General features: G+C 38.0%; 28 protein-coding genes and 1 tRNA gene. 7 read left to right on the top strand and 22 right to left on the bottom strand.

Going from position 1 to position 24,823, the window contains the following annotated elements; all coding sequences use genetic code 11:
• Positions 1–2: 2 nt before the first annotated feature.
• The 9 genes from O5635_RS03760 to O5635_RS03800 all read right to left on the bottom strand — a co-directional run bounded on the left by O5635_RS03760 (position 3) and on the right by O5635_RS03800 (position 9,451).
• On the bottom strand, positions 3–1,619 hold the full coding sequence (locus O5635_RS03760) for an aldolase catalytic domain-containing protein (protein ID WP_036902416.1): 1,617 nt from the start codon (positions 1,617–1,619) through the stop codon (positions 3–5).
• A 217-nt stretch (positions 1,620–1,836) separates the two neighbouring features.
• Positions 1,837–3,537: a D-lactate dehydrogenase gene (gene dld, locus O5635_RS03765; RefSeq protein ID WP_081934289.1), complete on the bottom strand. Its 1,701-nt coding sequence runs from the start codon at positions 3,535–3,537 to the stop codon at positions 1,837–1,839.
• A gap of 264 nt (positions 3,538–3,801) precedes the next feature.
• Positions 3,802–3,874, bottom strand: a tRNA-Ala gene (locus O5635_RS03770).
• Between the two features lie 27 nt (positions 3,875–3,901).
• Entirely contained in the window at positions 3,902–4,516 is a 615-nt protein-coding gene (gene lexA / locus O5635_RS03775) for a transcriptional repressor LexA (protein ID WP_036902413.1), read from the bottom strand.
• A 67-nt stretch (positions 4,517–4,583) separates the two neighbouring features.
• Positions 4,584–5,540: an ornithine carbamoyltransferase gene (argF, locus tag O5635_RS03780; RefSeq protein ID WP_036902411.1), complete on the bottom strand. Its 957-nt coding sequence runs from the start codon at positions 5,538–5,540 to the stop codon at positions 4,584–4,586.
• A 68-nt stretch (positions 5,541–5,608) separates the two neighbouring features.
• Positions 5,609–7,468: an ATP-dependent zinc metalloprotease FtsH gene (ftsH, locus tag O5635_RS03785; protein WP_036902409.1), complete on the bottom strand. Its 1,860-nt coding sequence runs from the start codon at positions 7,466–7,468 to the stop codon at positions 5,609–5,611.
• 105 nt (positions 7,469–7,573) lie between these two features.
• Positions 7,574–8,665, bottom strand: coding sequence for a bifunctional diaminohydroxyphosphoribosylaminopyrimidine deaminase/5-amino-6-(5-phosphoribosylamino)uracil reductase RibD (gene ribD, locus O5635_RS03790; protein ID WP_036902407.1), 1,092 nt, complete (start codon positions 8,663–8,665; stop codon positions 7,574–7,576).
• Entirely contained in the window at positions 8,662–9,192 is a 531-nt protein-coding gene (locus O5635_RS03795) for a DUF3122 domain-containing protein (RefSeq protein ID WP_036902404.1), read from the bottom strand. The genes ribD and O5635_RS03795 overlap by 4 nt, the downstream gene beginning before the upstream one ends.
• The gene (locus O5635_RS03800; protein WP_036902402.1) at positions 9,185–9,451 is read right to left on the bottom strand and encodes a hypothetical protein; all 267 of its coding nucleotides are present in this window, start codon (positions 9,449–9,451) and stop codon (positions 9,185–9,187) included. The genes O5635_RS03795 and O5635_RS03800 overlap by 8 nt, the downstream gene beginning before the upstream one ends.
• 89 nt (positions 9,452–9,540) lie before the next feature.
• Here O5635_RS03800 and O5635_RS03805 point away from each other — a divergent pair, with 89 nt between their 5' ends.
• Positions 9,541–10,833: a bifunctional cobalt-precorrin-7 (C(5))-methyltransferase/cobalt-precorrin-6B (C(15))-methyltransferase gene (locus tag O5635_RS03805; RefSeq protein ID WP_036902400.1), complete on the top strand. Its 1,293-nt coding sequence runs from the start codon at positions 9,541–9,543 to the stop codon at positions 10,831–10,833.
• A 9-nt stretch (positions 10,834–10,842) separates the two neighbouring features.
• Here O5635_RS03805 and O5635_RS03810 read toward each other — a convergent pair whose 3' ends face one another.
• Both O5635_RS03810 and pheS read right to left on the bottom strand, forming a co-directional pair.
• Complete coding sequence (locus O5635_RS03810; protein ID WP_036902398.1) at positions 10,843–11,751, bottom strand: NAD(+) kinase; 909 nt, start codon at positions 11,749–11,751, stop codon at positions 10,843–10,845.
• A gap of 93 nt (positions 11,752–11,844) precedes the next feature.
• Positions 11,845–12,852, bottom strand: coding sequence for a phenylalanine--tRNA ligase subunit alpha (gene pheS, locus O5635_RS03815; RefSeq protein ID WP_036902396.1), 1,008 nt, complete (start codon positions 12,850–12,852; stop codon positions 11,845–11,847).
• Positions 12,853–12,923: 71 nt separating this feature from the next.
• Here pheS and surE point away from each other — a divergent pair, with 71 nt between their 5' ends.
• Positions 12,924–13,712 carry a 5'/3'-nucleotidase SurE gene (surE, locus tag O5635_RS03820; protein WP_036902394.1) on the top strand — a complete coding sequence of 263 codons (789 nt, stop codon included), beginning with the start codon at positions 12,924–12,926 and terminating at the stop codon, positions 13,710–13,712.
• A 5-nt stretch (positions 13,713–13,717) separates the two neighbouring features.
• Here surE and O5635_RS03825 read toward each other — a convergent pair whose 3' ends face one another.
• A complete protein-coding gene (locus O5635_RS03825; RefSeq protein WP_036902391.1) occupies positions 13,718–14,281 on the bottom strand; it encodes a DUF3611 family protein in 564 nt (187 codons plus the stop codon).
• A gap of 61 nt (positions 14,282–14,342) precedes the next feature.
• On the opposite strand from O5635_RS03825, the gene O5635_RS03830 reads away from it, so the two are divergent.
• The 4 genes from O5635_RS03830 (at position 14,343) to O5635_RS03845 (ending at position 17,236) form a co-directional block, all read left to right on the top strand.
• Positions 14,343–15,260, top strand: coding sequence for a bifunctional riboflavin kinase/FAD synthetase (locus O5635_RS03830; RefSeq protein ID WP_036902390.1), 918 nt, complete (start codon positions 14,343–14,345; stop codon positions 15,258–15,260).
• A gap of 158 nt (positions 15,261–15,418) precedes the next feature.
• Positions 15,419–16,456: a thiamine phosphate synthase gene (locus O5635_RS03835; protein ID WP_036902388.1), complete on the top strand. Its 1,038-nt coding sequence runs from the start codon at positions 15,419–15,421 to the stop codon at positions 16,454–16,456.
• The gene (gene thiS / locus O5635_RS03840; protein ID WP_036902386.1) at positions 16,453–16,665 is read left to right on the top strand and encodes a sulfur carrier protein ThiS; all 213 of its coding nucleotides are present in this window, start codon (positions 16,453–16,455) and stop codon (positions 16,663–16,665) included. Before O5635_RS03835 ends, thiS begins: the two co-directional genes overlap by 4 nt.
• 403 nt (positions 16,666–17,068) lie before the next feature.
• Positions 17,069–17,236, top strand: coding sequence for a hypothetical protein (locus O5635_RS03845; RefSeq protein WP_152557306.1), 168 nt, complete (start codon positions 17,069–17,071; stop codon positions 17,234–17,236).
• 235 nt (positions 17,237–17,471) lie between these two features.
• On the opposite strand, the gene larB is transcribed toward O5635_RS03845, so the two are convergent.
• The 7 genes from larB to era form a co-directional block, all read right to left on the bottom strand.
• Entirely contained in the window at positions 17,472–18,143 is a 672-nt protein-coding gene (gene larB, locus O5635_RS03850) for a nickel pincer cofactor biosynthesis protein LarB (protein WP_036902384.1), read from the bottom strand.
• A complete protein-coding gene (locus O5635_RS03855) occupies positions 18,140–18,592 on the bottom strand; it encodes a TIGR03792 family protein (RefSeq protein ID WP_036902382.1) in 453 nt (150 codons plus the stop codon). The genes larB and O5635_RS03855 overlap by 4 nt, the downstream gene beginning before the upstream one ends.
• A 2-nt stretch (positions 18,593–18,594) precedes the next feature.
• A complete protein-coding gene (gene ispF / locus O5635_RS03860; RefSeq protein WP_036902380.1) occupies positions 18,595–19,095 on the bottom strand; it encodes a 2-C-methyl-D-erythritol 2,4-cyclodiphosphate synthase in 501 nt (166 codons plus the stop codon).
• Between the two features lie 150 nt (positions 19,096–19,245).
• On the bottom strand, positions 19,246–19,572 hold the full coding sequence (locus tag O5635_RS03865; RefSeq protein WP_036902379.1) for a hypothetical protein: 327 nt from the start codon (positions 19,570–19,572) through the stop codon (positions 19,246–19,248).
• Positions 19,565–19,723 (bottom strand): hypothetical protein, encoded by a 159-nt coding sequence (locus tag O5635_RS03870; RefSeq protein WP_269608030.1) that lies wholly within the window; start codon positions 19,721–19,723, stop codon positions 19,565–19,567. The genes O5635_RS03865 and O5635_RS03870 overlap by 8 nt, the downstream gene beginning before the upstream one ends.
• Before the next feature lie 579 nt (positions 19,724–20,302).
• A complete protein-coding gene (gene trmD / locus O5635_RS03875) occupies positions 20,303–21,007 on the bottom strand; it encodes a tRNA (guanosine(37)-N1)-methyltransferase TrmD (RefSeq protein WP_081934343.1) in 705 nt (234 codons plus the stop codon).
• A gap of 6 nt (positions 21,008–21,013) precedes the next feature.
• Positions 21,014–21,961, bottom strand: a complete 948-nt coding sequence (gene era / locus O5635_RS03880; RefSeq protein ID WP_036902375.1) for a GTPase Era — start codon at positions 21,959–21,961, stop codon at positions 21,014–21,016.
• Positions 21,962–22,012: 51 nt separating this feature from the next.
• Here era and O5635_RS03885 point away from each other — a divergent pair, with 51 nt between their 5' ends.
• Positions 22,013–22,531, top strand: coding sequence for a hypothetical protein (locus tag O5635_RS03885; protein WP_036902372.1), 519 nt, complete (start codon positions 22,013–22,015; stop codon positions 22,529–22,531).
• Positions 22,532–22,598: 67 nt separating this feature from the next.
• Here O5635_RS03885 and O5635_RS03890 read toward each other — a convergent pair whose 3' ends face one another.
• Genes O5635_RS03890 through rpsP form a run of 3 tightly spaced genes read right to left on the bottom strand, consistent with a single transcriptional unit; the run spans position 22,599 to position 24,771 of the window.
• Complete coding sequence (locus O5635_RS03890) at positions 22,599–23,336, bottom strand: Bax inhibitor-1 family protein (RefSeq protein ID WP_036902370.1); 738 nt, start codon at positions 23,334–23,336, stop codon at positions 22,599–22,601.
• Between the two features lie 56 nt (positions 23,337–23,392).
• Positions 23,393–24,382: a PhoH family protein gene (locus O5635_RS03895; protein WP_036902367.1), complete on the bottom strand. Its 990-nt coding sequence runs from the start codon at positions 24,380–24,382 to the stop codon at positions 23,393–23,395.
• A gap of 8 nt (positions 24,383–24,390) precedes the next feature.
• The gene (rpsP, locus tag O5635_RS03900) at positions 24,391–24,771 is read right to left on the bottom strand and encodes a 30S ribosomal protein S16 (RefSeq protein WP_036902365.1); all 381 of its coding nucleotides are present in this window, start codon (positions 24,769–24,771) and stop codon (positions 24,391–24,393) included.
• Positions 24,772–24,823 lie beyond the last annotated feature (52 nt).

Below are 24,823 nucleotides of genomic sequence, written 5' to 3' on the forward strand. Positions count from 1 at the left end.
GCTTAAATACCATAGACACTTTGAATCATTAGATTTTTATATTTAGAAGGTGTAATAGCTATAAGTTCTACTTTAGGCTGATATTTTTTATAAACTTCTAATAATTGATTGATTTCATCATTACGAGTATCTCCCGAAGCATAACCATCAAATCCTGCTAAATAGATTTTCTTTGCCCCTCCACTAGTGGCGATTGCCAAAGCATATGAAATAACTAATGAATTGGGTATAAAGCAATATTTATCATGAAACTCAAAACCTTCCTGGGAAATACCTATACCATAATCTAAAACTTCCTTTTTATGTAATAAAGAAGAGAAGTCTAAAGGGAGCATTGAAAGAGGAACAACAAGTGGTTGTGGTAAATGTAAATGAGAGGTGAGATCTGCCAACAACCTTGTAGGGTGACTGGCTACTCTTAAATCTATCAAATCATTATTGATCAATGTCTGAGTATTCATTGCAAGAACAACTGGCTGAAAGCGAGATATAAAAGATTCGACAGCCTTTAGATGTAATTGTAATTTAGACCCAGTACCTAAGAGCAAAACATCTTTACCTTTAAAATATAACGAAGGAGACCAAGAGCCCTTAGGTTTATTGTTATAGAACTTTCTAGTATCATTTAAGCTTGTAAAGTTAAATTTTTTGCCACCCTGATCACGAAGATAATTAATAGAAGCTAAAATATCTTCTTCTTGGTAACGGTAATCTGAAAGCATCGATTGAATATAAGATGGGTGAATAGAGTATTTGCCTGCTAGGTAATAAAAAGGATTGGTACCCCAAGAGTGTTTTGCTTTTAGAGGTAAAAATTCTTTATTAATTAATTTCAACAATGGAACATAATTCGTTTGTCGACCGAATCGAGAATTCAACTCTAATATCAACTCTTCCGTTTTTGCATTACCAGGACCTCTTCCAATACCAGTTATTGTTGAATCTACCCAATCTACCCCTTCTTTAATTGCTTGAAGAGTATTGGAAAGGGCTAGTCCTTGGTTGTCATGAGCATGAATTCCTATTTGTCCTTTCCAATAAAGCTTGAAAGAAGAGATGATGTTCTTAATTTGATCTGGCTTAATAGAACCCAAGCTGTCCGCAAAGTACAAAACATCAACGCAAGAGCTAGATAAATACTTGCCAATTTGTTCTATATCTTGATTAGTTTGATCTGATATCTGAGTGATATTGCAACCTGTTTTATAACCTGCTTCATGTAAATACTCAAAAGCTGGCTTAACACAATGAATGGAGTCAGCTGGACAAGCAATCCTAATCAAATCGACTGGTGAGTCTTTACAAGCTGCTGGAACAAGTTTATTTAACCTTGTGAAACTGAAATTGTTATCTGGGATCAAATCAGCTGCATTAATCATTACAGCTATTCCTATAGAATCGGGAATTGATAAAGAAGACAAGAAGTCGTCTGTCGTGAAAGCACATGCACCCTTGAAGCTATTATTATCAAAATATCTAAACCCTATTTCGCAAAAGTCTATAGATATAGCATCCAAAGCACTCAAGTAGTTGTTTATTAAGTATTCAGAGAAATCCCATTTTGTATAATAACCTCCATCTCTAAATGTACAGTCTAAATGTATTATCTTTTTTTCCATGACAACTGTTTATCCTAATTTATAAAGCAAGTAGAGAATTGAGGGATTAAATTTTGGTAATTTTATCCATTAAAGGATTTGTAAAAGTATTATAGCTTGCAAAGAAAAAATTTCCAACATTAAAAAGCATTTCTGAGGGTTTGAAATTTTAATTCAGCATTATTGTTGATAAATGAAGAGAACCGATCAAAGCTTTAGGAAGTAATATCTATCAATTTTAGGAATAAAATTTATTTTTTGATAATTTACCTATCCCAGAATTAAAAGAATTGGTTGGATCTATCTTTTTATAAAAATTAGAAAGGTCGTATTCAGCAAAATAGAGATGACCTACATTATGCTCTGCTGGGTATTTTGCTCCTAAAGAATCTAATTTTGCAAGAATTACTTTTTTCTGTTCATCAAAGTCCTCTGTATTAGATAAAATTAAATCCCAATGAAAGACCATACAAAGAAAATGTCCCATACGAAAAGACTCTAATATTCCAGTTGAATTATTATCTGTTATTATTCGATCCCAATCAGTACAGTTCCTGGGTAGTGCAACATCTAATGGTAAAAGATTAGCAGGTATATTGTTATTTATAATCATAAAACGTTTTGGCGCAATTCCTGCTACGTATCTATGCAAAAGTAAATCTTGACCTTCCACCTTTAAGCATTCATGATAATCAAATTCTTTATTCTTACTTTCTAAAAAAGAAAGCATCTCTCTAGTTTCTTCTATACATTTATCACCTGCCTTAATTATTAGGATGTGATCAAATAGCCGTCTATATTCTCTTGCAATCTTAGGAAGGTGATCAGGCAATAATTGTGCATGGTCATGAAGAAAATTATCTACAAAGTTAGATGCATCTAAATTTAACGAAGAGAAAAATACCTCTATTTTTTTCTTTATTCCAAATAATTTAGGAATAAAGCCACGGCCAAGGTATTTAATTATTAGAAATGTGTCTTTACCATATTTAGATGCTGCATCAAAAAAGCTTTTATGCATATATTCAACCATTTCAGGCAAGTCTTCAAAACTAGTAAGTACATAGTTCCTGAGCTCACTGAAATTCTTAGAATCATTTGTTCCAATCAAAAACACCTGCTCTTTTCGAGGCTTAACGAAAGTATCTAAACGTGCAGCAAAAACTGCCACTTTACCTGCACAGCCACTAGATTCATACAATCTTCTTCTATCTGAATTATATCTTGCTGGCAAAGAAGATTTAACATCTCTTATTCTTTCACTATATTCAATATCTGATGCTTTCATTTTAGATTCTTGTAGGTCATGTTGGTTGAAATTTATGTTTTCTAGATTAGATAATATTTCCTCAGGGGTATTGCCAAGTTCAATATCTAAATGATTTATTAATTCTAATTTTCCCTTGGAATTAACTCTAGCAAAAAGAGATAATTCAGTATAGGCTGGGCCTCTGTTAACCAAATTACCCCCTGAATTATTACATATTCCTCCCACTATTGATGCCCCAATACATGAAGAGCCTATTAATGAATGGGGCTCACGGTTATAATTTGACAAGGTTTCTTCTAACTCAAATAAAGTTGCGCCAGGAAAGGCTAATACTTGCAAACCGTTATTCAAGATAATGATCCTGTCTAAACGCAAAGTATTTATAATTACAACATCACGGTCATATTTATCACCATCAGGTGTGGAACCACCTGTCAAGCCAGTATTGGCTGCTTGGATAATAATTATCTTGTCCAAAGAAATGCATAACTTGAGCACCTCCCAAAATTCAATAAGATCTTTAGGTAAAACAACACAATTTGCCTTGCCTTCTCCTACTCTAATTCCTTGTCTATAACTTTTTGTTGCCTTTTCACCTATAAGTAAGTTCTTCTTACCAACAATTTTTTTTAGGCCTTGGTTTAATTCAGTCAGTCGGTCATTCCTCATATGTCTAAACCTCTGAGATTTCAATATTAAGCTTTTAATTCTTATTATTACTACAATGCTTTAATACTTATTAATGTAGAAAAGTCAAGTAAACTATCAGCATAAAATTATGGCATGGTTTATATTCTTACAAGTTAATGGTGCCCCGCTATACAATTTATTAGATTGCTAAGTATAGATCTATAGTGTTTTTTCAACGTAGGTAAGTGAACAATACATCAAGCTAAGGTTCTTTTATAAAAGATTAGTTCCAATCAAACAAAATGGAGCCAAGCGGATTCGAACCGCTGACCCCCTGCATGCCATGCAGGTGCTCTACCAGCTGAGCTATGGCCCCAAAAGAGGTCTTTACTTTACACCTCAATCATTTCGTCTTCCTCCAAACTGCTAAAAGTTTTCCTTGGATTTGAATCTGAGTGGCATCTATTTCTATTGGTTCGTAAGCAGGGTTAGCAGCCTCAAGTCTTACTAAAGAACCCTTACGGAAAAAATGTTTAAGCGTAGTGCCTGAGCCTGGGACCATTGCACTAACTACTGTCCCATTCCTTATTCGAGAAGGATCATTAACAGGTTCCATTAGGACCATATCTCCATCTGCAATATAAGAATCAACCATTGAGTCGCCATTAACTGTTAAAGCAAATAAGCCGCGAGTTTGAAGAACACTATTCAAATCAAGAGTTTCTTGAACATCATCAAAAGTCTCAACCAATCCTCCAGCAGCTACTGAACCCAAAACGGGAACACCAGAGAATGCATCTCCAAGTAACTGCAAAGTTCTTGCGTGACCTTCTTTCCATGTGATCCATCCTTTTTCCTGAAGATGGCGAAGCCTGCTCTGAATAGGGGCTGGGGAACGAAGGCCCATGCCTTGCATCATCTGCCTAATAGAAGGGCTGTGGTGATTAGTGCCTATGTATTCAGAAAGCCACTCATAAAGTTCTTGCTGAGCTGGTGTAAGCGAAGCTTCTTCTCCCATAGCAAATTAAGTAAAATCATTCACTCTTCAATACATATGTACCTATAAAATTGCGAATTTGCAAATTTCAAAGCCCCCCTAACAATGAAGCTAAAAGCGCTTGCTGTATATGCAATCGATTCTCAGCTTGCTCAAATATCTTGCTAGCCGTGCTTTCCATGAGTTCATCAGTAATTTCTTCCCCCCTATGTGCGGGTAAGCAATGCAAGATAATTGCTTCAGGATCTGCTTGAGAGAACAGGTTATTGTCAACAGTAAATCCCTTGAAAGCTATTTCCCGTTGACACTGCTCTTCTTCCTGACCCATAGAAGCCCAGACGTCTGTATAAATTGCATTTGCACCTTTTATAGTCGACTCAGGATCATTTGAAATTTGAATAGTTGATCCAAAGGACGAAGCAGAACGAGCTTTCGAAACAATATCTGGATCAGGTTCAAATCCAATAGGGCTAGCAACTCGGACATTTACACCAAGAAGTGCTCCACAAAGAATTAAAGAATTAGCAACATTATTTCCATCTCCAATATATGAAAGTGTAAGGCCCTTCAAGCTGCCAAAAGATTCTTGAATAGTCAGGAAATCAGCCAATGCTTGGCAGGGGTGTTCTAAATCAGTAAGAGCATTAACAACTGGGATAGAAGCCCAATTTGAATAATCAACCAAATCTTGATGAGAGTATGTTCTTATTGCCAATGCATCACAGTATCTACTTAAAACTCTTGCGGTGTCTTTGATTGGTTCTCCTCTACCTATTTGGGTAGCTTGTAATCCCAAATCAACTATCTGCCCCCCTAGTCTAGCCATTGCAACTTGAAAACTTACCCTAGTTCGAGTAGATGCCTTGCTGAAAATCAAGCCTAAAACTCGATTACCAAGGTCTATTCTTCTATTTTCAATCTTAAGCTGGATTGCAAGCGCAAAAAGAGCTTTAATCTGCTCTGAGGTCAAATCAGCAGATGAAATAAAATCCTTTCCTTTTAACTCAGAAAGTTCACAAGCAACACCTTTGGAAGCAGAGTCCATGGAGTTAGCATCAAAAAGCCTTTATCGGAGATAAAGGCCCCTTTCGTCAAGTCCTAATCAAACAAACTTCATGGCAGGGAAGACTCTGCAAGCATATTTTTAAGATCATCTCCTTCTATAACTTCTTTCTGGAGAATCTTTTGAGAGATAGTTTCAAGTAAAGAAAGATTATGCCTAAGAATATTTAGCGCGCTTTCATGAGCTTCATCTACGAGACTTCTTACTTCCTTATCAATAGCTTGAGCAGTTGCATCACTAACAACCCTTCGTGGATTGTTATTACCTCCTAAGAAAGAACCTCCTCCCTGCTTGTCATAAGCCAGAGGTCCCAAAATTTCACTCATTCCATAGGTCCCAACCATCTGTTCAGCAAGATCTGTCGCTCTCTGCAAATCATTAGAAGCCCCTGTTGTGATTTTCCCAAATACAATTTCTTCTGCTGATCTTCCTCCCAAGAGAGTTGCTATTTGACCTTTTAGATCATCTTTTGAATTCAAAAACCTCTCTTCAGTAGGCAATTGCAGGGTATATCCAAGTGCACTCATACCTCTAGGTACTATAGAAATCTTGGCCACCTTTGTTCCGCCAGGCATTAGATGCCCGACAATTGCATGTCCAACTTCGTGATAAGCAACAACTCTCTTTTCATCTTCTTGAAGAACCCTGCTTTTTTTCTCTAAGCCTGCTACAACCCTTTCTATAGCTTCATTTAAATCTTGCTGTTCAACTTTAGTTCTCTTATTTCTTGCTGCTAGCAATGCAGCTTCATTAACCATGTTTGCTAAATCTGCCCCAGCGAATCCGCTAGTGGCTTGAGCAATTAAATCGATATCTATATCTTCCGCTAATTTGACTTTTTTAGTATAGATATCAAGTATTGTCTTCCGTCCTGAGAGATCAGGCCTATCAACTAAAACTTGTCGATCAAACCTTCCTGGACGCAATAGAGCCGCATCAAGAACTTCTGGTTGGTTAGTTGCCGCTAGTACAATTACTGGCTTATCTGCAGATGCAAAACCATCCATTTCAGTAAGCAATTGATTTAAAGTTTGCTCTCTCTCGTCATTACCCCCAACGACACCCATTGATCCTGATCTGCTTTTACCAATTGCATCAAGCTCATCAATAAAGATTATGCAAGGTGCTTTCTTTTTAGCTTGTTCAAACAAATCTCTAACTCTAGCTGCCCCAGCCCCTACAAAAAGTTCTACAAATTCAGATCCTGAGATAATAAAGAAGGGTACTTCTGCTTCTCCAGCGACGGCTTTGGATAGCAAAGTTTTACCTGTTCCAGGAGGACCTACTAATAAAACTCCTTTAGGTATGCGAGCTCCTATATCTGAGTACCTTTGAGGCCTTTTAAGGAAATCAACTATTTCAGTCAATTCATCTTTCGCTTCGTCTACACCTGCTACATCAGCAAAAGTTACTCTTGACTCTTCATCCGGCACATATACTTTTGCTTTGCTTTTAGTAAAGCTCAAAGCACCTTGAGCACCACCTCCACCCATACTTCTTCTGGCAAAAAATTGAAGAACTAAAATAAAAATCAAAGGTGGGACAACCCAACTAAGAATTGTTGTAAATATGTTTGGTTTTTTAGGAGGTGCTGCTGCAAATTCGACCCCCTTATTTTCTAGTCGCTGAGGAAGATCCATATCAAATATTGGCGTTGTTGCCAATACAGATGGTGAGCCTTCAATAGGAGATGAAAGCTCATATCTAATTTGTTCTTGGGTTATATATGCTCGCTTTACTTCTCCATCATTAACTTGATTAATGAACAGGGAGTAAGGGACTCTTGGCACTTGCATATTTTGATTAGGGAAAAAGCTACTAAAAAGCAATAGAGCTCCAAATCCAATCAGTACAAGGTTGATAATTCCAAACCGCCGATTAGGTGGATTTTCGTCTTGTCGAATCGGCATGAAAACAATTTTTTATTGATTACCAAACTAAACAAATATCATGAAATCCGTTAATGATTTTCAGGTGTAAGAACCGAACGAGCTTGACTTCAAAACCTATATGGGCTATTTCAAAAGCATTTTTAATACAAAATCTTTACCTATTTTCTCTAAGGAAACATCTGTCAAAGAGAAAACTTCCTCCATGGAATAAAAACCAAAATTAGAAAGAGGGTTCATAGAAGACAGTCCACCTATAAGTTTTGGTGCCATAAAAACAAATATTTCTTGAACACAATCATTCTCTATAGCTTTGGTAGCCAATGATGGACCACACTCCCATAAGATTCGATTGCATCCTTTCTTTGCTAACTCTTCTAATAATTCCTTAGGGTTGCTTTCATTAAGAGGCAATTTGGATGGTGCCTGAGGTAATTGCTCTAACTGTTCAGATCGAACCTCAGAGCCAAAAGCAATAATTGATTCTGCAGTTTCTGTATCCCAAATTTTTGCTGATTTTGGCAAATCTAAACTACTAGTAAAAACAACCCTCTTAGGTTCAGGATCACTCATCCCTCTACTGGTTAATAAAGGATCATCAGCTCGCAGAGTTCCTCCTCCAATAATAACTGCATCACATTTAGCTCTTAAAGCATGCACTTTACTTCTTGCATCCTCACTAGTTATCCATTTACTAGTTCCATTAGGAAGCCCTATTCGACCGTCAAAACTCATGGCCCATTTAAGAATTCCCCATGGTCTACCTGTTTGTACACGAAAAACAAAAGCTCGGTTTTGATATAAAGCCTCTTCTTCAAGAACGCCAGTAATTACATCAATCCCTGATGATTTCAAAATGGCAATACCCTTCCCTGAGACTCTTGGATCAGGATCTTTTAAACCAATTACAACTCTCTTGATGCCTGAATTTAAAATGAGGTCTGTGCATGGAGGTGTTCTTCCCTGATGGCAACAAGGTTCAAGAGTAACCATTAAAGTCCCTCCTTGCGAGGCATCACCTGCTTGACGCAATGCCTCTACTTCTGCATGAGGCTTGCCCGCAGCAGAGTGAAAACCTTCTCCTATTAAATTGTCATTACTGTCAAGAACGACAGCACCAACAAGTGGATTGGGACTCGTTTCTCCATCTGCCAAATCAGCAAGCTGTAATGCTCGACGCATCCATGGGATCCATTTCTCACTATTGAAGTTATTCATTTATTTTCTTCGCTTTTAATTGAAAAGTCTTTACCAATTAAAGTGCGCCATTCTTTAACAAGATAGGGTGGAATAGGCAATTCATTAAAGGCTCCTGCCAAGGAAAATCTTAATGGCCGATTATTTTTAAGCTCTAACAGCAAAGGCTCTAAATTAAACTCTGCGGCAGCTTCTCTTGAATCATTAGCTAATTGCTCATTTTGCAAAGTTATATCCTCAAGAATCCAAGATTTTATTCCTGATTTAACCTTTAATTTTGCAGGGCGATCTAATCTCAGAGTCCCAGGAAATCCAACAATTCGTAAGATAGTTTTCCCTTCATTTTTCTCATTTATTGGGTATACAACAATTTGCCAAGTTTGATAATCTAAGTCCCTCAAACTTTCCAAACTTCTTTCAGTTTTCTCTCCATTATATCCTTCGGTTATTTGAATTGTTGCATGTCCAATTTTTGGCCCAGAAAAGAATAAGGTTAAAGCTGTAAGAAGAACAAAGAAAAGCCTTTTAAAATTAAACAGATCATTCATTGTGCGTTTGTTCCGAATCGAGCAAGGAATCCAAAGTGATTGCAGATCTAACTAAGGACTGATATTTCTCTAGGATACGTCTGTTCCTGTCAATCCAATGAGCAGGGTCGCCCCTACCTTTAATAGTGCCAAGAAGTCTTGAAGCTTCTATATCTATAAGCTCCAAATCATCCTGACGTCGAATAAGGGCCAATAAGATTTCATGCTGTCTTTGACGCTTTACTGAAGAGTTAGTTTCCTGAAAATTAGGTTTTTCCACTGAAAAAAACAAATAACAAATCTAAGCTTTAGACCAAAGCTGGCCTAATTTATCTAAGAGCCCGTCAATGTGAATAGAAGAATACCGCAATGAAAAAAACTTCTAGTGAAATTCAAGTAATTGGAGTAAGTGCTGGAGGAATTCAAGACCTTCCCTTATCACTTCAGGAAACAATAACTTCTGGACTAAAGATAGCTGGTTCCAAGAGAATTATTGCATCTTTAAAACATTGGTTCAAGATCAAAAGTTTTGAAGATCCTTTACCTGAATTATACGAAAGTGACAAGACAAATGAGCTAATTAACTGGGTAAAGCAATTAAAAGAAAACGCTATTGTACTTGCAAGTGGGGACCCTCTTTGGTTTGGTATTGGGAGAAATTTATTAGAAAACTTTCCAGATAAGAATATTATCTTTCACCCGTCACAAACTTGTTTACAGCTTGCTTTCTCTCGCATTGGCAGATCATGGCAGGATGCTTCATGGATTAGTTTACATGGAAGAGATTCTGCTCTTTTAAAAGAAGCCTTACAAAAGCATCCAAAGGCAATTGCAATTCTTACTGACCCTAATAAAGGTGGGATAAAAGAAATCCGAAATTTCTTAAGGGCTATGGAAATAGAAAGAAATTATCATTTTTGGCTTTTTGAACAACTTGGTCACCCCAAAGAACGCATAACTAAAATCCTCCCTTCTGAATTAATCCCAAAAAATATTGATCCGTTAAACTTAGTAGTATTAATCAAGCAAACCAAACCTATTTTTTTAAAGAGTGAAATACCTCTTTTTGGAATAGAAGATGACATCTTCCTTCAGTACGCGGATCGGCCAGGGTTAATGACTAAAAGAGAAGTTAGGGTGCAGATTCTTTCAGAGTTAGAATTACCAAAACAAGGCGTTCTTTGGGATATTGGAGCAGGTGTAGGGAGTATAGGCTTAGAAGCCTTAAGAATAAGACCTGAGCTTAAATTACTTTCAATTGATAAGCGAGTTGGCAGTAAAAATCTTATAGAAAAGAACTCTTCAAGGCTATCTGTTTGTCCATGTGAGGTTATTGAATCAGATATATTAAATGCACTTGAAAAAGAAAAAATACCTGGTTATTTATCTAAGCCCGACAGAATAATTTTAGGAGGAGGATCATTATATGACAAGCAAATGCTTATTGAAAGTATACTTGAAAGGATAAGTTGTAAAGGAATTATTGTAATTCCCCTGGCAACATTGCAGTCCTTTAATATAATCGAAGAAATTTTAAAAAAGTCAGATTGCTCAATAAAAATTAGCCAGCATCAACATTCTAGAGGAGTGCAAATAGCAGAAGGAACAAGGTTTTCCCCTATGAACCCTGTATTTATTTTAAAAGCCAAGTTAGAAAAATAATTTTAATTTCTATGATTTGTCAGGCTTAGCCTCGTGTGGCAACCCCCAGCCCAGCTTATTCCTAAGGACTTGAAAGAATTCATGGTCAGATAAACGTATAAATTTTACAGGGTGGTTACTTCGTCTAATCAAAACTCGATCCTCAGGCCAGACATAACATCCTGCTGTACCATCAACAACCATCATTAACCTTTCAGGTGTAGCAGGAAAAACAGTAACTGGTTCTAAATCACTAAATACTAGAGCTCGAGACGCCAAAGAATGTGGCGCTATAGGCGTCAACTGGAGAACAGGACAATCGGGGGTAATTACAGGCCCGCCAGCGCTTAGAGAATAGGCAGTCGATCCTGTGGGAGTTGAAAGGATAACTCCATCAGCAGAGATATCAACTGGCGCATGTTTCCCAATAGATATTTCAAAGTGACACATACTTGTAAGAGGTTCCCTATGTAAAGCCATCTCATTCAGGCAAAGCGCTTCCCATCTCCTTTGATCACCTCTCATAACGCTCACTACCAGGCTAGTCCTAAGCTCGATATCCCACTGCCTTGATAAAACTTGATCTAGTGCCTTATCAAGATCCGATAGATAAGTCTCGGCTAAAAAGCCTAAATGGCCCGTATTTATGGTCAATATCGGGACTTGAACTGGAGCAGTCTGCCTAGCTGCTGATAAAACTGTTCCATCTCCACCAAGCACTATGGCCAACTTCATTGAAGAATCAAAACCGTCTGGGACACATGCGCTATAACCAAGCATTCTCATGTGCTGGTCTGGGTTAGCGAAACCAACCATGCCACCTGAGCTACTTGCTCTAACTACTTCATAGCCAGATTCCTCACACTTTTTCTGAATCGTGAGAGCAATTTCTACAGCAAGCTCTTTCCCGTCATTGACAATCAGTCCTAACTTTGGCACTGGTCAAGAAAGATAACGATTAAAGCCATTTTGAAGTAGATATGTTTTTAGTTTTGAATTTATTTTAATAAAAAAATTAACCTCACTTTAAACCTAAAACTGCTCAAGAAATCTCAGGTCACTTGTATAAAGACGTCTAATGTCATCTATACCATGTCGCACCATACAGAAACGCTCCACACCAAGGCCTGCTGCAAACCCTGTCCACCTTTCAGAGTCAATTCCTAAACCTTCCAAGACAGCTGGGTCTACCATCCCACATCCCATAACTTCTAACCATTTACCTCGCCATTGAACATCCACCTCAGCTGATGGCTCTGTAAAAGGGAAATAACTAGCTCTAAATCGCACTGGCAAATCCCCAAAGAATGCCTTCAAGAAAGCCATTACAGTCCCCCGTAGATGACTAAAGTCCAGTCCTTCATCTATTGCTAACACCTCTATCTGGTGAAAAACTGGAGAATGTGTTGAATCAACTGCATCGCGACGATATACCCTTCCAGGTGCCACAATTCTTACAGGTGGCGGGTTTTTCTCTAAATATCTAATTTGAACTGGAGAAGTATGAGTTCGCAAAAGTGAGTTTCCACCTAAATAAAATGTATCTTGCATATCCCTTGCAGGATGATTTTCTGGAATATTGAGAGCTTCGAAATTGTAATAATCATTTTCCACCTCAGGCCCCTCTTCGACGACATAACCCAATCCACAAAATAAATCTATAATTTCCTCTTTGGTTGAATTCAAAGGGTGTCTTCGGCCTAATGGTGTACCAACAGCTGGGATAGTGACATCAAGAGTTTCTTTGGTTATTAATTCAGTTAGAGCTTTGGACTGGATCTTCTTAAGACGTTTTGAAATGAGATCTAATAAAAGATTCTTTAACAAATTTGCTCTTTGACCCACTACTGGTCTTTCGCTAGGACTAAGCCCGCTCATAGCACCAAGTATTTTCGAGAGGCTTCCTTTCTTTCCAAGCAAATCAACTCTTAACTTTTCAAGTGATGCCTCTTCTGCTATCTGCCCAATTTCTTTTGCAGCCTTTTGCTCTAAACGATCAAGTTCATCAGTAAGCTGCTTAAGAGATAAAGTTTCACTCACGAGTAAAAAGTATTGAATACAAACTTTAAACAGCAATGGGACAAAACTTCGCCTAAAGGATGCTCACATTAATGAAACCTTTGAAAATTCTAATTAGCAATGATGATGGTGTTTTTGCAGATGGGATAAGAACCTTAGCCTCCAAAGCAGCCATTAGAGGGCATAAAGTAACTGTTGTATGTCCTGATCAAGAGCGCTCTGCTACTGGTCATGGCCTTACATTGCAATCACCAATACGGGCAGAGAGTGCAAACGAATTATTTGAGCAAGGAGTATCTGCATGGGGCTGCAACGGAACTCCTGCTGATTGCATAAAACTTGCTCTAAATGAACTGCTTGACGAACAGCCCGATTTGGTTCTCTCTGGAATCAATCATGGACCCAACCTGGGAACAGATGTTTTCTGTTCTGGGACAGTAGCTGCAGCTCTTGAAGGTACTCTCGCAGGCATTCCATCATTATCAGTAAGTATTGCAAGTTTTCAATGGAGAGATTTTGCATATGCAAGCCAATTAGCCCTAAATATTGCTGAAAAAGCACTTACTCAAGCTTGGCCCAAAAAACTGCTTTTAAACTTAAATGTGCCACCTTGCAACTCATCAGAAATGGGTGACTTAAGTTGGACAAGGCTATCTATAAGGCAATATGAGGAGCAGTTCTGCAAACGAATAGACCCTAGAGGTAATACTTACTACTGGATGGCTGGCAAAGCAGTTAAGGACCTATATTCTGCAGGTGAAGGTCCATCTTCTTGGCCTAGTGATGTTGCACAAATAGAGTCAAATTCTCCTTCAATTACTCCTATTCAACCTGACCTTTTCTGGAGAGGTGATATTAATGAACTTCCTTCATTTAATTGAAATTATTACTTACTTCTATAAATTCTTTGCAAAAGCCAAAGAGAAAATATTAATCCAATCAAATGAGCAAAAAGAACTTGTGTATTGCTTAAAACAGAAAGCATTTCCAATGAGGTGATGGGATAATTATTCATATCAAACTTCCCAACTCCCAAAGATATCCCTGGGGCTTGCATTGAAGCTTGTACGAAAAGAGCACCTGCTAAAGATTGATATCCGATAGAGGAAAAGACCAATCCCAACAGATCAACTATTAAGCCTCTTTTTAACAAGCGACTAGTTTCTCCTCGCGTAGGCCTAGCAGCAGTATTAATGGCCCTACCAGCACGGACTATCAACCATCCATGCCAAAGACTGTATAACAATAAAAGAAATGCAAAAGTAGTTAATGAAAGTCCAGGTCCTAAACCCAATGCTCTTTCAGAATTCCTTGCCAAACTGCTTCCAACATTGTTAAAAAGCAAAACTCCTATCACCACAACTCCGAGGATTGTTTGGATCCAAAAACGAATCCAACCAATCCTTCGCATACCTAGAGATAGCAGTGGAAAATCAGGATGTTCTGGCATCAAGTTGGATTCAGCTATATCTCAAACTTGCCATCTAAACGAAAATTTTGCACGTTAATCCTTGATTCCTCTCTGTTCTCCTTCACAAGCCAAACTTCCTACTGCATTAGCTCTAGGAAGTTTTGATGGCCTCCATGCGGGTCACAAAAAAGTAATCCAAGCAATCACTAAAACAGGAAATGGTGTACCCACTGTCGTAAGTTTCTGGCCCCACCCAAGAGAAGTCCTATATGGCGAATCAAAGCTTCGGCTATATTTACCTTCCGAGAAAGCATCTATTTTAGAAAACTTAGGTATCAAACAATTAGTCTTAGTGCCTTTTGACAAGTCTTTAGCTCAACTTACTGCAAAAGAATTTTTTGATCAGATACTCTTAAAAAAGCTACAAGCCAAAAGAATTGCAATTGGAGCAAACTTTAGATTTGGGCATAATCGAGAAGGGGATGCAAATACTTTGGAAGAACTTTGTGCAAAAAAATCTATAGATCTCTCAGTGATTCCCATTCTTGAAGATATTCAAGGGAGAATGAGTAGTAGCAGAATCAGATCAGAGTTAAAAAAAGGTGACTTAAAGGCCACTCAAAGTCTCTTAGGCAGAGCGTACAATTTTCGAGGATTGGTTATTCCAGGGAAAGGGCTAGGGAGCAAATTAGGTTGGCCAACTGCAAACCTCAGAGTAGATGGCAGAAAATTACTTCCAGATATTGGGGTATACGCCGCATGGGCAAAAGAGTCGGATAAAGATATTACCTTTCCAGCTGTTATGAACTTAGGGCCTCAACCAACTATTGACCCAAATGCACCTTCAGCAGTTGAAGTTCACCTTATAGGCCAAGAAATTAATTTAGAAGGGAAAGAGCTGGTAGTCGAACCAATTGAAAGGATTAGGAAGCAAATAAAATTTAAAGATCTAGAATCACTCAGCAAGCAAATCACTCATGACGCTAAGCAAGCCGAGATGATCTTAAAAAAAATATAAACTAATTAGGGTATGCATTCGTTAACCCCCAAACTATAAAAAATCCAATCCCTCCAAGTAAAAAAACTCCCCAAATGAGCACATTAATTGTGCCGTCAAAATTGTTTTTCTCCATGAACTTGGGGCTATGGAACATAGCCAAGGTTCGCACGAAATAAATGCCTGTCACCCCTAACCCTGACAAACGTGTTGCACAACTCATAGATGCCAACCTTGACAGAGCAAGAGAAGGGCTGCGAGTAATCGAGGATTGGTGCCGCTATGTTCTTCAAAATCAAGCACTTGTAATAACGATCAAAGATTTCAGGCAGCAGCTCGGCCTTGCTCATAAGAATATTTACAAGCGAGCTCGTTCTACAGTGGCAGATCAGGGATTAGGGCTCACTCACTCTGCACAACAAAGTCGGACAAAACCCATTCAAGTAGTCATTGCAAATTGTGCTCGAGTCCAAGAAGCTTTAAGAGTTGTCGAAGAGTTCTCCAGGCATACTGATAGTCAACTTTCAATTATCGCCTCACAAATCCGTTACAAGGTATATGACCTAGAGATCAATATTCTAAAAGTCTCTGCAGTTAGCAAATTACGTCAACAACTTAATTCTTGCAAATTATGCCTCATAACAAGACCACATTCAAAACTTCTTGAAACAGTATCTACTGCTTTGGATGCAGGTGTAAGCATGGTCCAATATCGCTGCAAGGAAGGTGATGATATTGAAAAACTTTCTCTAGGTAAAAGCCTTGCCTTAATCTGCAAGAAATATGAGTCCTTATTTATAGTTAATGATCGTATAGACATTGCACTAGCCTTGAATGCTGATGGTATACACCTAGGCCAAAGAGATCTACCTGTTATTGAAGCAAGACGAATACTAGGTTCAGAAAAATTAATAGGGCTTAGCACGAGTACCTTTGAGGAAGCAAAGCAAGCAGAATTAAGTGGTTGTGACTACATAGGTATTGGACCAGTATATGAAACAAACTCAAAGCAAGGAGCGAAGGCTATTGGACTTAACTATTTATCTGAGATAAAGGATACCATTTCCCTCCCTTTTTTTGCTATTGGCGGTATAAACCAATCAAACGTCTCAGAAGTTTTTTCAAAAGGTGTGTCTCGAATTGCAGTAATAAATGCGATTATGAATGCAAAAGATCCTTATGCTGCAAGTTGCGATCTCTTGAAAAGTTTAATATGAATCTAATTGTCAATGGAGAGTCTAAAAATTTCTCCCATCTTTCAAGCGCTCCATCACTCTTAGAGATAATCCAAGAATTGAAACACCACCCCAAAACAATTGTCGTTGAATTAAATGGCTTAATATTAAGCCCAGGTTTATGGAATGAAAAAGTAGTAAAACATGGTGACCGCATAGAAATTGTAACGATTGTCGGCGGAGGCTCTTAAAGTCCTAGAACCAACTAAAAACAATTTGCTAAATTCCCAAAAGTCTCTTTTAGTTAATTAATTCTCAGTCTTATAAGAAGAGTTCTATTGCCAATAATACTGATTTCATTACTCATATTTTCTATACCTACAATTTCAAATGCTTCACCAGGTGGGCGCATTGGAGGTGGTAGTTTCAGCTCCTCCCCAAGCAATAAAATTTATACTGGCAACCTCAAAACCAAGGAAAACACTGACGTCAGAAGAGCGTATTCTTTCTTATCGGAACTTAAAACATTTGCAAAACCTCTTTATTTAATCTCGAATTTTAAAATCTTCACAATTTCTTCCGCTAAAAACTCGCAATATCTCGCAAATGAGGGCTTCAACACAATTAAATTGTATGTACTTTGTTTTTCCCTAGGTGTCACCTTCCTCTCAACCAGAGCCTCGCTCAATGAAGTGGGAGCGCAATGGAGAATTAGCTCAAAGAGATCTATCTGAACTTGTAAATCGATTACTGGATGTAGAGTCATCGACAAATAGCAATGAACTTTCTTGGCTAGGTGCCAAATGTGACGAAGAAGAATAATTATTAATTTTAGCTATTGCACCTACTTCACTTATATATCAACTTTAAGCAATAAGAAGCCCAATACAGATGATTAGAAGGTCAGTGAGCTGGATTAACACTCCCGTGATAATGGAAGCAATGCATAGATATGAGGAGAACCGACTTCCTCGTTCAATGAGACTTTGGCTTGAGAAGCTGCTTGAAATAAAGCCTAACGAAAACTCAAGTCTTCTTAATTAGCCAGACCATTCCTTTATAAAAGTCCATTAGTAAAGCTTGATTTAATAATCCTCAAAGCTGCCATAGCTGCTCCATAACCATTATCAATATTTACTACCGTCAAACCAGGTGCACAACTTGCAAGCATTCCTTCTAATGCAGCTCTACCCCCTTTGCTAACTCCATAACCAACTGAAACCGGGACTCCTATTACTGGCTGTGGAATAAGCCCTGCCAAAACTGTAGGCAAGGCCCCTTCCATCCCTGCGCAAGCAATCACAACATTAAACTTTTTGAGTTTATCCATATTTTCTAAAACTCTGTGCAAACCTGCTACTCCTATGTCTAGAAACATTTCGGCATTAATTCCATGTAAGCGAAGTGCTAATGCTGCTTCTGCCGATACACAAAGATCACTAGTTCCACCACTGACCACAGCAACCTTGATCTCATCACAAAAAGGAGGTAGAGGCACTCCAAGTGTTAAGCAATGTGCTTTTTCATGGAACTCAGCCTGATCAAAAGTATTTAACAAATGATCAGCTTTTTCTCTAGACACTCTTGTAACAAAAGCCAATTGATCATATTGCTCTAGCTCTCTTAGGATTTCAACTATTTGCTCAGATGTCTTGTGTTCTCCCCAAATAGCTTCAATCATCCCGAGCCTGGTTAAACGAGCAAAATCTATTCTTGCTTCTTTTGTCATAACTGAGGAGAGAGTTCAGCTTCAAATTGAATAGGGAAAGGATTATCTAACTCTTTGCCAGTTTCCTCTCTAGCGAATCCTTCAAACAAAAGCTGAACCTGATTGATTTCAGCTTTTGAAATACTTTTCCAAGATTTTCTACTCGCCCAAGTAATAAGAACTGTTGCTTCTTCTCTTTGCCTATCCCATAAGAGTTGTCTGCTAAGAAAGCCTTCTTTACCTTCAAGCCAAGGTTCCCAACTTTTCTTTTCAGCAATTAACCAAGCATCTCTATCTTCAATAGGAACCTTTAATTTAAGACACTCCACCACAGTTGCAATTGAGTTATTTGAGGGAATTGATGAAGTAGCGAATGTCATGTCACTTTTACCAAAAACAAGCAGTGTTGCCAAGAAAAAAATTGATAAAAAGATCAAAGGATTTCCAATTAGTCCAATTGGTTTTTTCATTGTTATGTTTTTTCTAACAAGACAACGGCATGACTGCTAATTCCCTCTTCACGGCCTTCCGCGCCTAGGGACTCATTAGTTGTTGCCTTAACAGCAACACAGTCACAATTCACTTTTAACCTTTCAGCTATATTTTCCCTCATTAAATCAATATAATTCTTCAGCTTGGGACGTTCAGCAATAACTACTGAATCCACATTTACAATTTTCCAACCTCTATCTCTAACAAGTTTTTCAACATTTTCTAAAAGAACAAGGCTGTCAGCATCCTTCCATAGAGAATCATCTGGGGGGAAAAACTTACCAATATCTCCTAAGGCTAAAGCACCTAACATCGCATCCATGATCGCATGAACAAGAACATCAGCATCACTATGTCCATCAAGGCCTAAGCCATCTGGATGCTTTAATTTTACTCCTCCTAGAATTAATTTTCTTCCTGAAACTAACCTATGGATATCATAGCCGTTGCCTATACGAAACTTTGGGGAAGAGGCAGTCATATCAATAATTCTCAGTGTTAGGGAAAGAGCTGTAGCCTATCTACACTTCAATCAATATATTCTATAGGGTTTTGAAAGATTAAATAACAAACTAAAATCCATTCCAACATTTGAACTAGTCAATTTTTTAAAGATCTATATTGATTAGATTTACGCAACCTCTTCATTTAATTCACATTGAGTTAATTCATTTTCTGAAAGCAAGCTAAGAACTCTTGCTTTATCAATGGAAGAAAGCTCACCGTCATTATTCCATTTAAGAGTTGTTTTACGTTGGGCAGCAACGACTTTTTTTCTACAAGGTTCAATAAACAACTTTGATTCTATATTTCTCAGCTCATATTTCGCAGAATGTAAGTCTCGTGAATAAATACATGTATCTGCAGAGCAAGATTGAAAAATCCTTTTATTGCCTTTATGCAAACAAGTAATAGAGCCACCTTTAGGGCTTATATAAATGGGTGTAATTTCAATCATCTTCTACATCCTCCTTTAAATGAATTGCAACACATTCAGTAATGCATTCAATGCCTTCACCAACTAAAGAACAGTTAGTAATGCATTCAAAATAAGAGTCAATTGTTTCCAAGGACAAGATTGATGAATTCTTTTCCTTTATTTTCTGCATAATAGTTTCCTCTAATAAGAGGTTAGTTTTATAGCATAATTAGTAAACTTAAATAAGATTTAATTTCAAAATATAAACTACCTAGGCACTAATCACTAATGAATTCTTAATGCCTTAAATTCACTAAATCTTAATATTTTCTTAATCAGCAAGAGGTCTCGCCTAAGCTTCCATATCTCGCCAAGTGCAAATTTATTGCAGCACTAGCTACTTTTAAAATAATGTATTATTTCTATTAGCCATTATTAAAACCACCCCTTAAGATGAGTATATGCCTAAAAATATCACAAAAATAATCATTTTAATAATGGTATTTTTACTTCTTGCTTCTACTTTTGGAGGGATGATTTTTACAATTGCTAAAGTTATATAAAGCAATTAAAGTCAAGTGGGGCAACAGTAAAGAAACTTGATCTGTAGAATAATAAGTCAAAAAAGCAGTTTAGGTAACAGTGCTATCTTCTATAAGCAAAAATAATCACTTAAAAATTTACCTAAATTGAATGATTGACAAGCCAATAAAAATAAGGCTATGCACAATAATTTAAATAATCAAATTAATAAGTTATTTCATGGTTTTCAAGGTGACTGATTAGCAAGCCACCTAGAAAAAAGGTCAGGTCGCCTCGTTTTTGTTCTCAGTTCCCGTTGTTCTTGCCTCCATTCAGAAATCAACTGATGATTGCCGCTACGAAGCACTTCTGGCACATCCATCCCACGAAATGTCGCTGGTCGAGTGTAGTGAGGATGTTCTAGTAAATAATCTGAATGGCTTTCCTCAACTAAAGATTCGGGAGCGCCTAAGGTACCAGGTAAAAGTCGAACCACTCCGTTAATAATTGTCATGGCAGGTAACTCACCCCCTGTTAAAACAACATCTCCTATTGAGACTTCTTCATCTGCAAGACTTCTAATCCGTTCATCAAAGCCTTCATATTGCCCGCAAACTAAAACTAGCTGTTTGTAGTTATGAGACCACCTACAAAGATCCTTCTGAGTAAAAGTTCGCCCTTGAGGAGTCATTAATAAAACCCTCCTGGCTAAATCTGAAGGTATTGAATCAAAAGCAGCAAAAAAAGGTTCTGGCTTAAGAACCATCCCCGCTCCTCCTCCATAAGGTTCATCATCAACCTTCCTATACTTGTCAGTAGCAAATTCACGAGGGTTATGGAGATGTAATTCTGCTATGCCTGTTGAAATTGCCCTTCCTATTACTCCAAGTTCGCTCAACCCAGAAAAAGATTCTGGCGCTAAACTTATAACATCGATACGAAAAGGAATCACCATATCTCAATCCCCTTTATAACCTAAATCTGCCAAGCTACTTGGCTTGCTGCGCCAATTAGGAACTACTTTCACAAATAATTCAAGGTATACAGGTCCACTTATCAAAACTTGCATTTGAATCCTTGCTCCTTGTCCAATTTTCTTTAACATTGCGCCCCCTTTACCTATCAAAATTCCCTTTTGACTTTTTCTCTCAACGAAAACAGTTGCAAGTATTAAAGTATGCCTATTTTGTTTGGATTTTTTAAATTCTTTTGAGGGTCTTTCTTCCATTCTTTCAATTTTTACAGCAACGCTATGTGGAACCTCTTCTCTTGTATGGAACAAAATTTGTTCCCGGATTAATTCACCTAATAAGATCTCTTCCGGCTGATCCGAAACCATATCAGCCGGGTAGAGTTTGGGGCTGATAGGCAAAATATTAGAAATCTCATCTATTAAATCTTCACAACCATCTCCATTAATTGCGCTGCAACAAAAAATAGGCCAATCCAATTTTTCAAACAAGTTTTGATATTCTTCCTTTCGCTTTTGCGCTGTTTTAGGTAAAAGTAGATCCCACTTATTCAATACAATTAACACTGGCTTGTCTTGGGCTTTCAATAAGTCAACTACAAAAACATCACCTTTCCCAGGTCGATGACAGCCTTCAAAGATAAGAAGAATACTATCTACTTCGCCAATTGATTTTCTAGAAGACTGAACCAAGCGTTGACCTAGCAAGTGATGGGGCTTATGAATACCAGGAGTATCAACTAAAACTAATTGCGCCTTTGGAGTAGTAAGGATAGCCCGCAATCGATTTCGAGTAGTTTGGGCAACAGGGGAAGTAATGCAAACCTTCTCGCCAACCAATTGATTAACCAAGGTTGATTTGCCCACATTTGGTCTACCAATTAAACCCACAAATCCAGATCGATAACCCTTTAAGGTGGGCTCGAGTGAAGACATGAATAAAAGATGTACTTCCTAATAGCCTGACTCGAAAAGCCTCATAAAGCCATGAAACAACAAAACAACAATTTTCAAGATGCTCTTAAAACTGCATCATTTTGGTGCAGAGCTTGGGATGAAGGCGAACTTAGCGATGAAGTTTTAGCCGACAAGATTGGGAATCTCTTAACAAATAAAGAAAGTGCTAGAGGTTTTTTTGTAATAAGCCTTACAAGCGAGTCCCCTCTTATGGATCGAATACCGGAGCCAATAATTTTTGAATTAATCAAAGGTGGAGAATTTATTGTTGATTTAATTGTTAAAAATTTGGCCATGAGTACAGCAATGGAAATCTTCCATCAAAGAAAAAACGACTCGGATCAAAAAAATACTTCTCATAGAATCAAAGTAAGGTGCATAGATCTTTTGAAAGTATTAGATTCAAAATCGGTAAAAGATAGGCTGGTTAAACTTTTAGAAGGTCTAAAGGGTAATGGAGAGGATGTCTATTTTATAAAAAAATGGGGATATGATTCAGAACAAATTAGTGCGATTTCTGAGAGTATTAATGCTGTTGCAAATAAATAAAAAGTGGGAGTTAGCTATAAAGCTAACTCCCACTTTTCAAATAGTTTATAAAATTAAAACTTTTAAATCAATCTCTGCGTCCTCCACCCTGTAATGCAATAATCAAACGTAAAATGAAAACAAACAAGTTTATATAAGTTAAATACATACCTAAAGCGCCTGCAAGATATTGCTCATCATTATATCTTCGAGGCATTGTATAAAAATCAACAAAAGACATCCCTACAAAAAGAACTGTCCCAAATCCAGCAATCATCAATTCAAATCCACTCCCTCCAAACATTCCTGGTGCGAAAAAGCCTCCTATAAGTTGAACAACCATTGCGACTATTAAACCAATAAGACCCAGTCCAACAACTCCTGACAAGGCTTGGCCAACATTGTCGCTCATGCGACTGCCAACGGAAGATGCGACAACAAAAGTAATACCAGTTGCAAAGGCTGCTGTACCTACCGAACCAATACCTGCGGTGCCAATAGCAATGAAAACAATTCCACTTAAAGTAAAACCAGTTAATACGCTAAAAGCAGTGAGGAGAGGTAAAGCCTTGCTATTGTTTGCGTTATTTGCAGCACTAGTGGCCATAAAAAACAAAACAATTTCAGCAATAAAAGCCACAAGAGCTAATGGCTGAAAAAGTGCAGGATTAGAGACCAAAAGAGAAAGGCCGCTAATTACTCCTAAAGCGGTGAGAACCATCCCCCCGCCTACGTAAGGCAAAGCCTTATTTACAACGTTAGGTCCAACCAAAGCACTAGATTGTGCTTCACGAATTGCCTGTTGGAAATTGCTACTTGCTGGCATAACAAACCAGTTAAACTTATTTACTACTTTGGCAGAAAAAAAAATTATTGTGTGGTTTATGTTGTGCGGATGTCACTATCGTCTTTCTTTCTGGCATATGCATCAACAATACTTTGAACAAGGGGATGGCGAACAATATCTGCTGAAGTAAGTCTGCAAATAGAAATTCCTTTGACTTGCCCCAAAACTTTTACAGCTTCAATTAATCCACTCTGCTGGCTTCCTGGGAGATCTATTTGAGTTATATCTCCAGTAACAACCATTCTTGAATTCTCTCCCAACCGCGTAAGAACCATTCTCATCTGTGCTGATGTTGTATTTTGAGCCTCGTCAAGAATTACGAAAGCATCTTCAAGAGTCCTTCCTCGCATATAGGCCAATGGAGCCACCTCTATTACACCTTTTTCAAGGAAAGAAGTTGTTTTTTCTAGACCTAGCAAAGTGTGCAAAGAATCATAGAGAGGTCTTAAATAGGGATCAACTTTTTGTTGAAGATCTCCAGGCAAGAAGCCTAGCCGCTCCCCCGCTTCTACAGCTGGTCTAGTAAGAACTATCCTTTTTATTTGTCTTTCAGTCAACATTCGAACAGCAAGAACAGCCGCAAGAAAAGTTTTGCCTGTTCCCGCTGGTCCCAACGCAAAAGTCAGATCATGGTTCGTCATTGCCTCTAAATATTCCTTTTGCCTAAGAGTTCTTGGCCTTAAAAGGTGTCCCGTCTGAGTCTTGGCAAGAACATTTTCAGCTAACAATGCGTAATCATCTTTTCTACCTTTATCAAGCGATGTCAGAGCAACCTGCAAATCAACAGATGATACTGATTGGCCTTCTTGCCAAATAGGACGAACCAACTCAACTAAAGCAGCTGCTCTTTCTAGTTGATTTGAAAGTCCACTTATTTCCAGTTGAAGACCTCTAAGAACTATAGAGGCGCCTGTAATAGCTTCTAGTCGATGGAGAGTCCTCTGCCCAGCACCAGCAAGCGCAATTGCAGAATCAGTATCAGGTAAATCAATTGAAAAACGTCCTTTGGACGCTACTTCAGACATAAAAATAGTTAACCTTCGGAATTGTTAGCTCCTGAGTTATCTTCTACAGAAGATTCTGGTTGTTCTTTCTTTTCTTCTACAGATTTTTTGGCGGCTTTTTTTCTTTCTAAAGCCTGATTAGCCTTACCAGCCGTCTCAGCAGGACGAATGGTTTTTTCTATCAGACCCCCTTTTTCCAAAAGCGATCTCACCGCATCTGTTGGTTGAGCTCCTTGGCTAAGCCTAAGCCTAAGTGCCTCAGTATCTAATCTGGTTTCTTTTGTGCGTGGATTGTAAAAACCTAGTTCCTCAAGGGGCCTGCCGTCTCTGCGAGACGTGCTATTACAGGCAACCAGACGGAAGCTTGCTTCCCTTTTTTTACCAAACCGCTTCAGGCGGAGCTTGATCATCTTGTGTTGACTTCTAGGTAGATGTGATTTTAAGGCATGTGATTATCCACGT

This window comes from Prochlorococcus marinus str. MIT 0919, from assembly GCF_027359375.1.
Classification (GTDB): domain Bacteria; phylum Cyanobacteriota; class Cyanobacteriia; order PCC-6307; family Cyanobiaceae; genus Prochlorococcus_D.

Excerpts from the sequence above, each read along its gene's own strand:
- O5635_RS03760 (WP_036902416.1), bottom strand. The coding sequence starts at position 1,619 with ATGGAAAAAAAGATAATACATTTAGACTGTACATTTAGAGATGGAGGT.
- dld (WP_081934289.1), bottom strand. The coding sequence starts at position 3,537 with ATGAGGAATGACCGACTGACTGAATTAAACCAAGGCCTAAAAAAAATT.
- lexA (WP_036902413.1), bottom strand. The coding sequence starts at position 4,516 with ATGGGAGAAGAAGCTTCGCTTACACCAGCTCAGCAAGAACTTTATGAG.
- argF (WP_036902411.1), bottom strand. The coding sequence starts at position 5,540 with ATGGACTCTGCTTCCAAAGGTGTTGCTTGTGAACTTTCTGAGTTAAAA.
- ftsH (WP_036902409.1), bottom strand. The coding sequence starts at position 7,468 with ATGCCGATTCGACAAGACGAAAATCCACCTAATCGGCGGTTTGGAATT.
- ribD (WP_036902407.1), bottom strand. The coding sequence starts at position 8,665 with ATGAATAACTTCAATAGTGAGAAATGGATCCCATGGATGCGTCGAGCA.
- O5635_RS03795 (WP_036902404.1), bottom strand. The coding sequence starts at position 9,192 with ATGAATGATCTGTTTAATTTTAAAAGGCTTTTCTTTGTTCTTCTTACA.
- O5635_RS03805 (WP_036902400.1), top strand. The coding sequence starts at position 9,541 with ATGAAAAAAACTTCTAGTGAAATTCAAGTAATTGGAGTAAGTGCTGGA.
- surE (WP_036902394.1), top strand. The coding sequence starts at position 12,924 with ATGAAACCTTTGAAAATTCTAATTAGCAATGATGATGGTGTTTTTGCA.
- O5635_RS03825 (WP_036902391.1), bottom strand. The coding sequence starts at position 14,281 with ATGCCAGAACATCCTGATTTTCCACTGCTATCTCTAGGTATGCGAAGG.
- O5635_RS03835 (WP_036902388.1), top strand. The coding sequence starts at position 15,419 with ATGCCTGTCACCCCTAACCCTGACAAACGTGTTGCACAACTCATAGAT.
- thiS (WP_036902386.1), top strand. The coding sequence starts at position 16,453 with ATGAATCTAATTGTCAATGGAGAGTCTAAAAATTTCTCCCATCTTTCA.
- larB (WP_036902384.1), bottom strand. The coding sequence starts at position 18,143 with ATGACAAAAGAAGCAAGAATAGATTTTGCTCGTTTAACCAGGCTCGGG.
- O5635_RS03855 (WP_036902382.1), bottom strand. The coding sequence starts at position 18,592 with ATGAAAAAACCAATTGGACTAATTGGAAATCCTTTGATCTTTTTATCA.
- ispF (WP_036902380.1), bottom strand. The coding sequence starts at position 19,095 with ATGACTGCCTCTTCCCCAAAGTTTCGTATAGGCAACGGCTATGATATC.
- O5635_RS03865 (WP_036902379.1), bottom strand. The coding sequence starts at position 19,572 with ATGATTGAAATTACACCCATTTATATAAGCCCTAAAGGTGGCTCTATT.
- O5635_RS03870 (WP_269608030.1), bottom strand. The coding sequence starts at position 19,723 with ATGCAGAAAATAAAGGAAAAGAATTCATCAATCTTGTCCTTGGAAACA.
- era (WP_036902375.1), bottom strand. The coding sequence starts at position 21,961 with ATGTCTTCACTCGAGCCCACCTTAAAGGGTTATCGATCTGGATTTGTG.
- O5635_RS03885 (WP_036902372.1), top strand. The coding sequence starts at position 22,013 with ATGAAACAACAAAACAACAATTTTCAAGATGCTCTTAAAACTGCATCA.
- O5635_RS03890 (WP_036902370.1), bottom strand. The coding sequence starts at position 23,336 with ATGCCAGCAAGTAGCAATTTCCAACAGGCAATTCGTGAAGCACAATCT.
- O5635_RS03895 (WP_036902367.1), bottom strand. The coding sequence starts at position 24,382 with ATGTCTGAAGTAGCGTCCAAAGGACGTTTTTCAATTGATTTACCTGAT.
- rpsP (WP_036902365.1), bottom strand. The coding sequence starts at position 24,771 with ATGATCAAGCTCCGCCTGAAGCGGTTTGGTAAAAAAAGGGAAGCAAGC.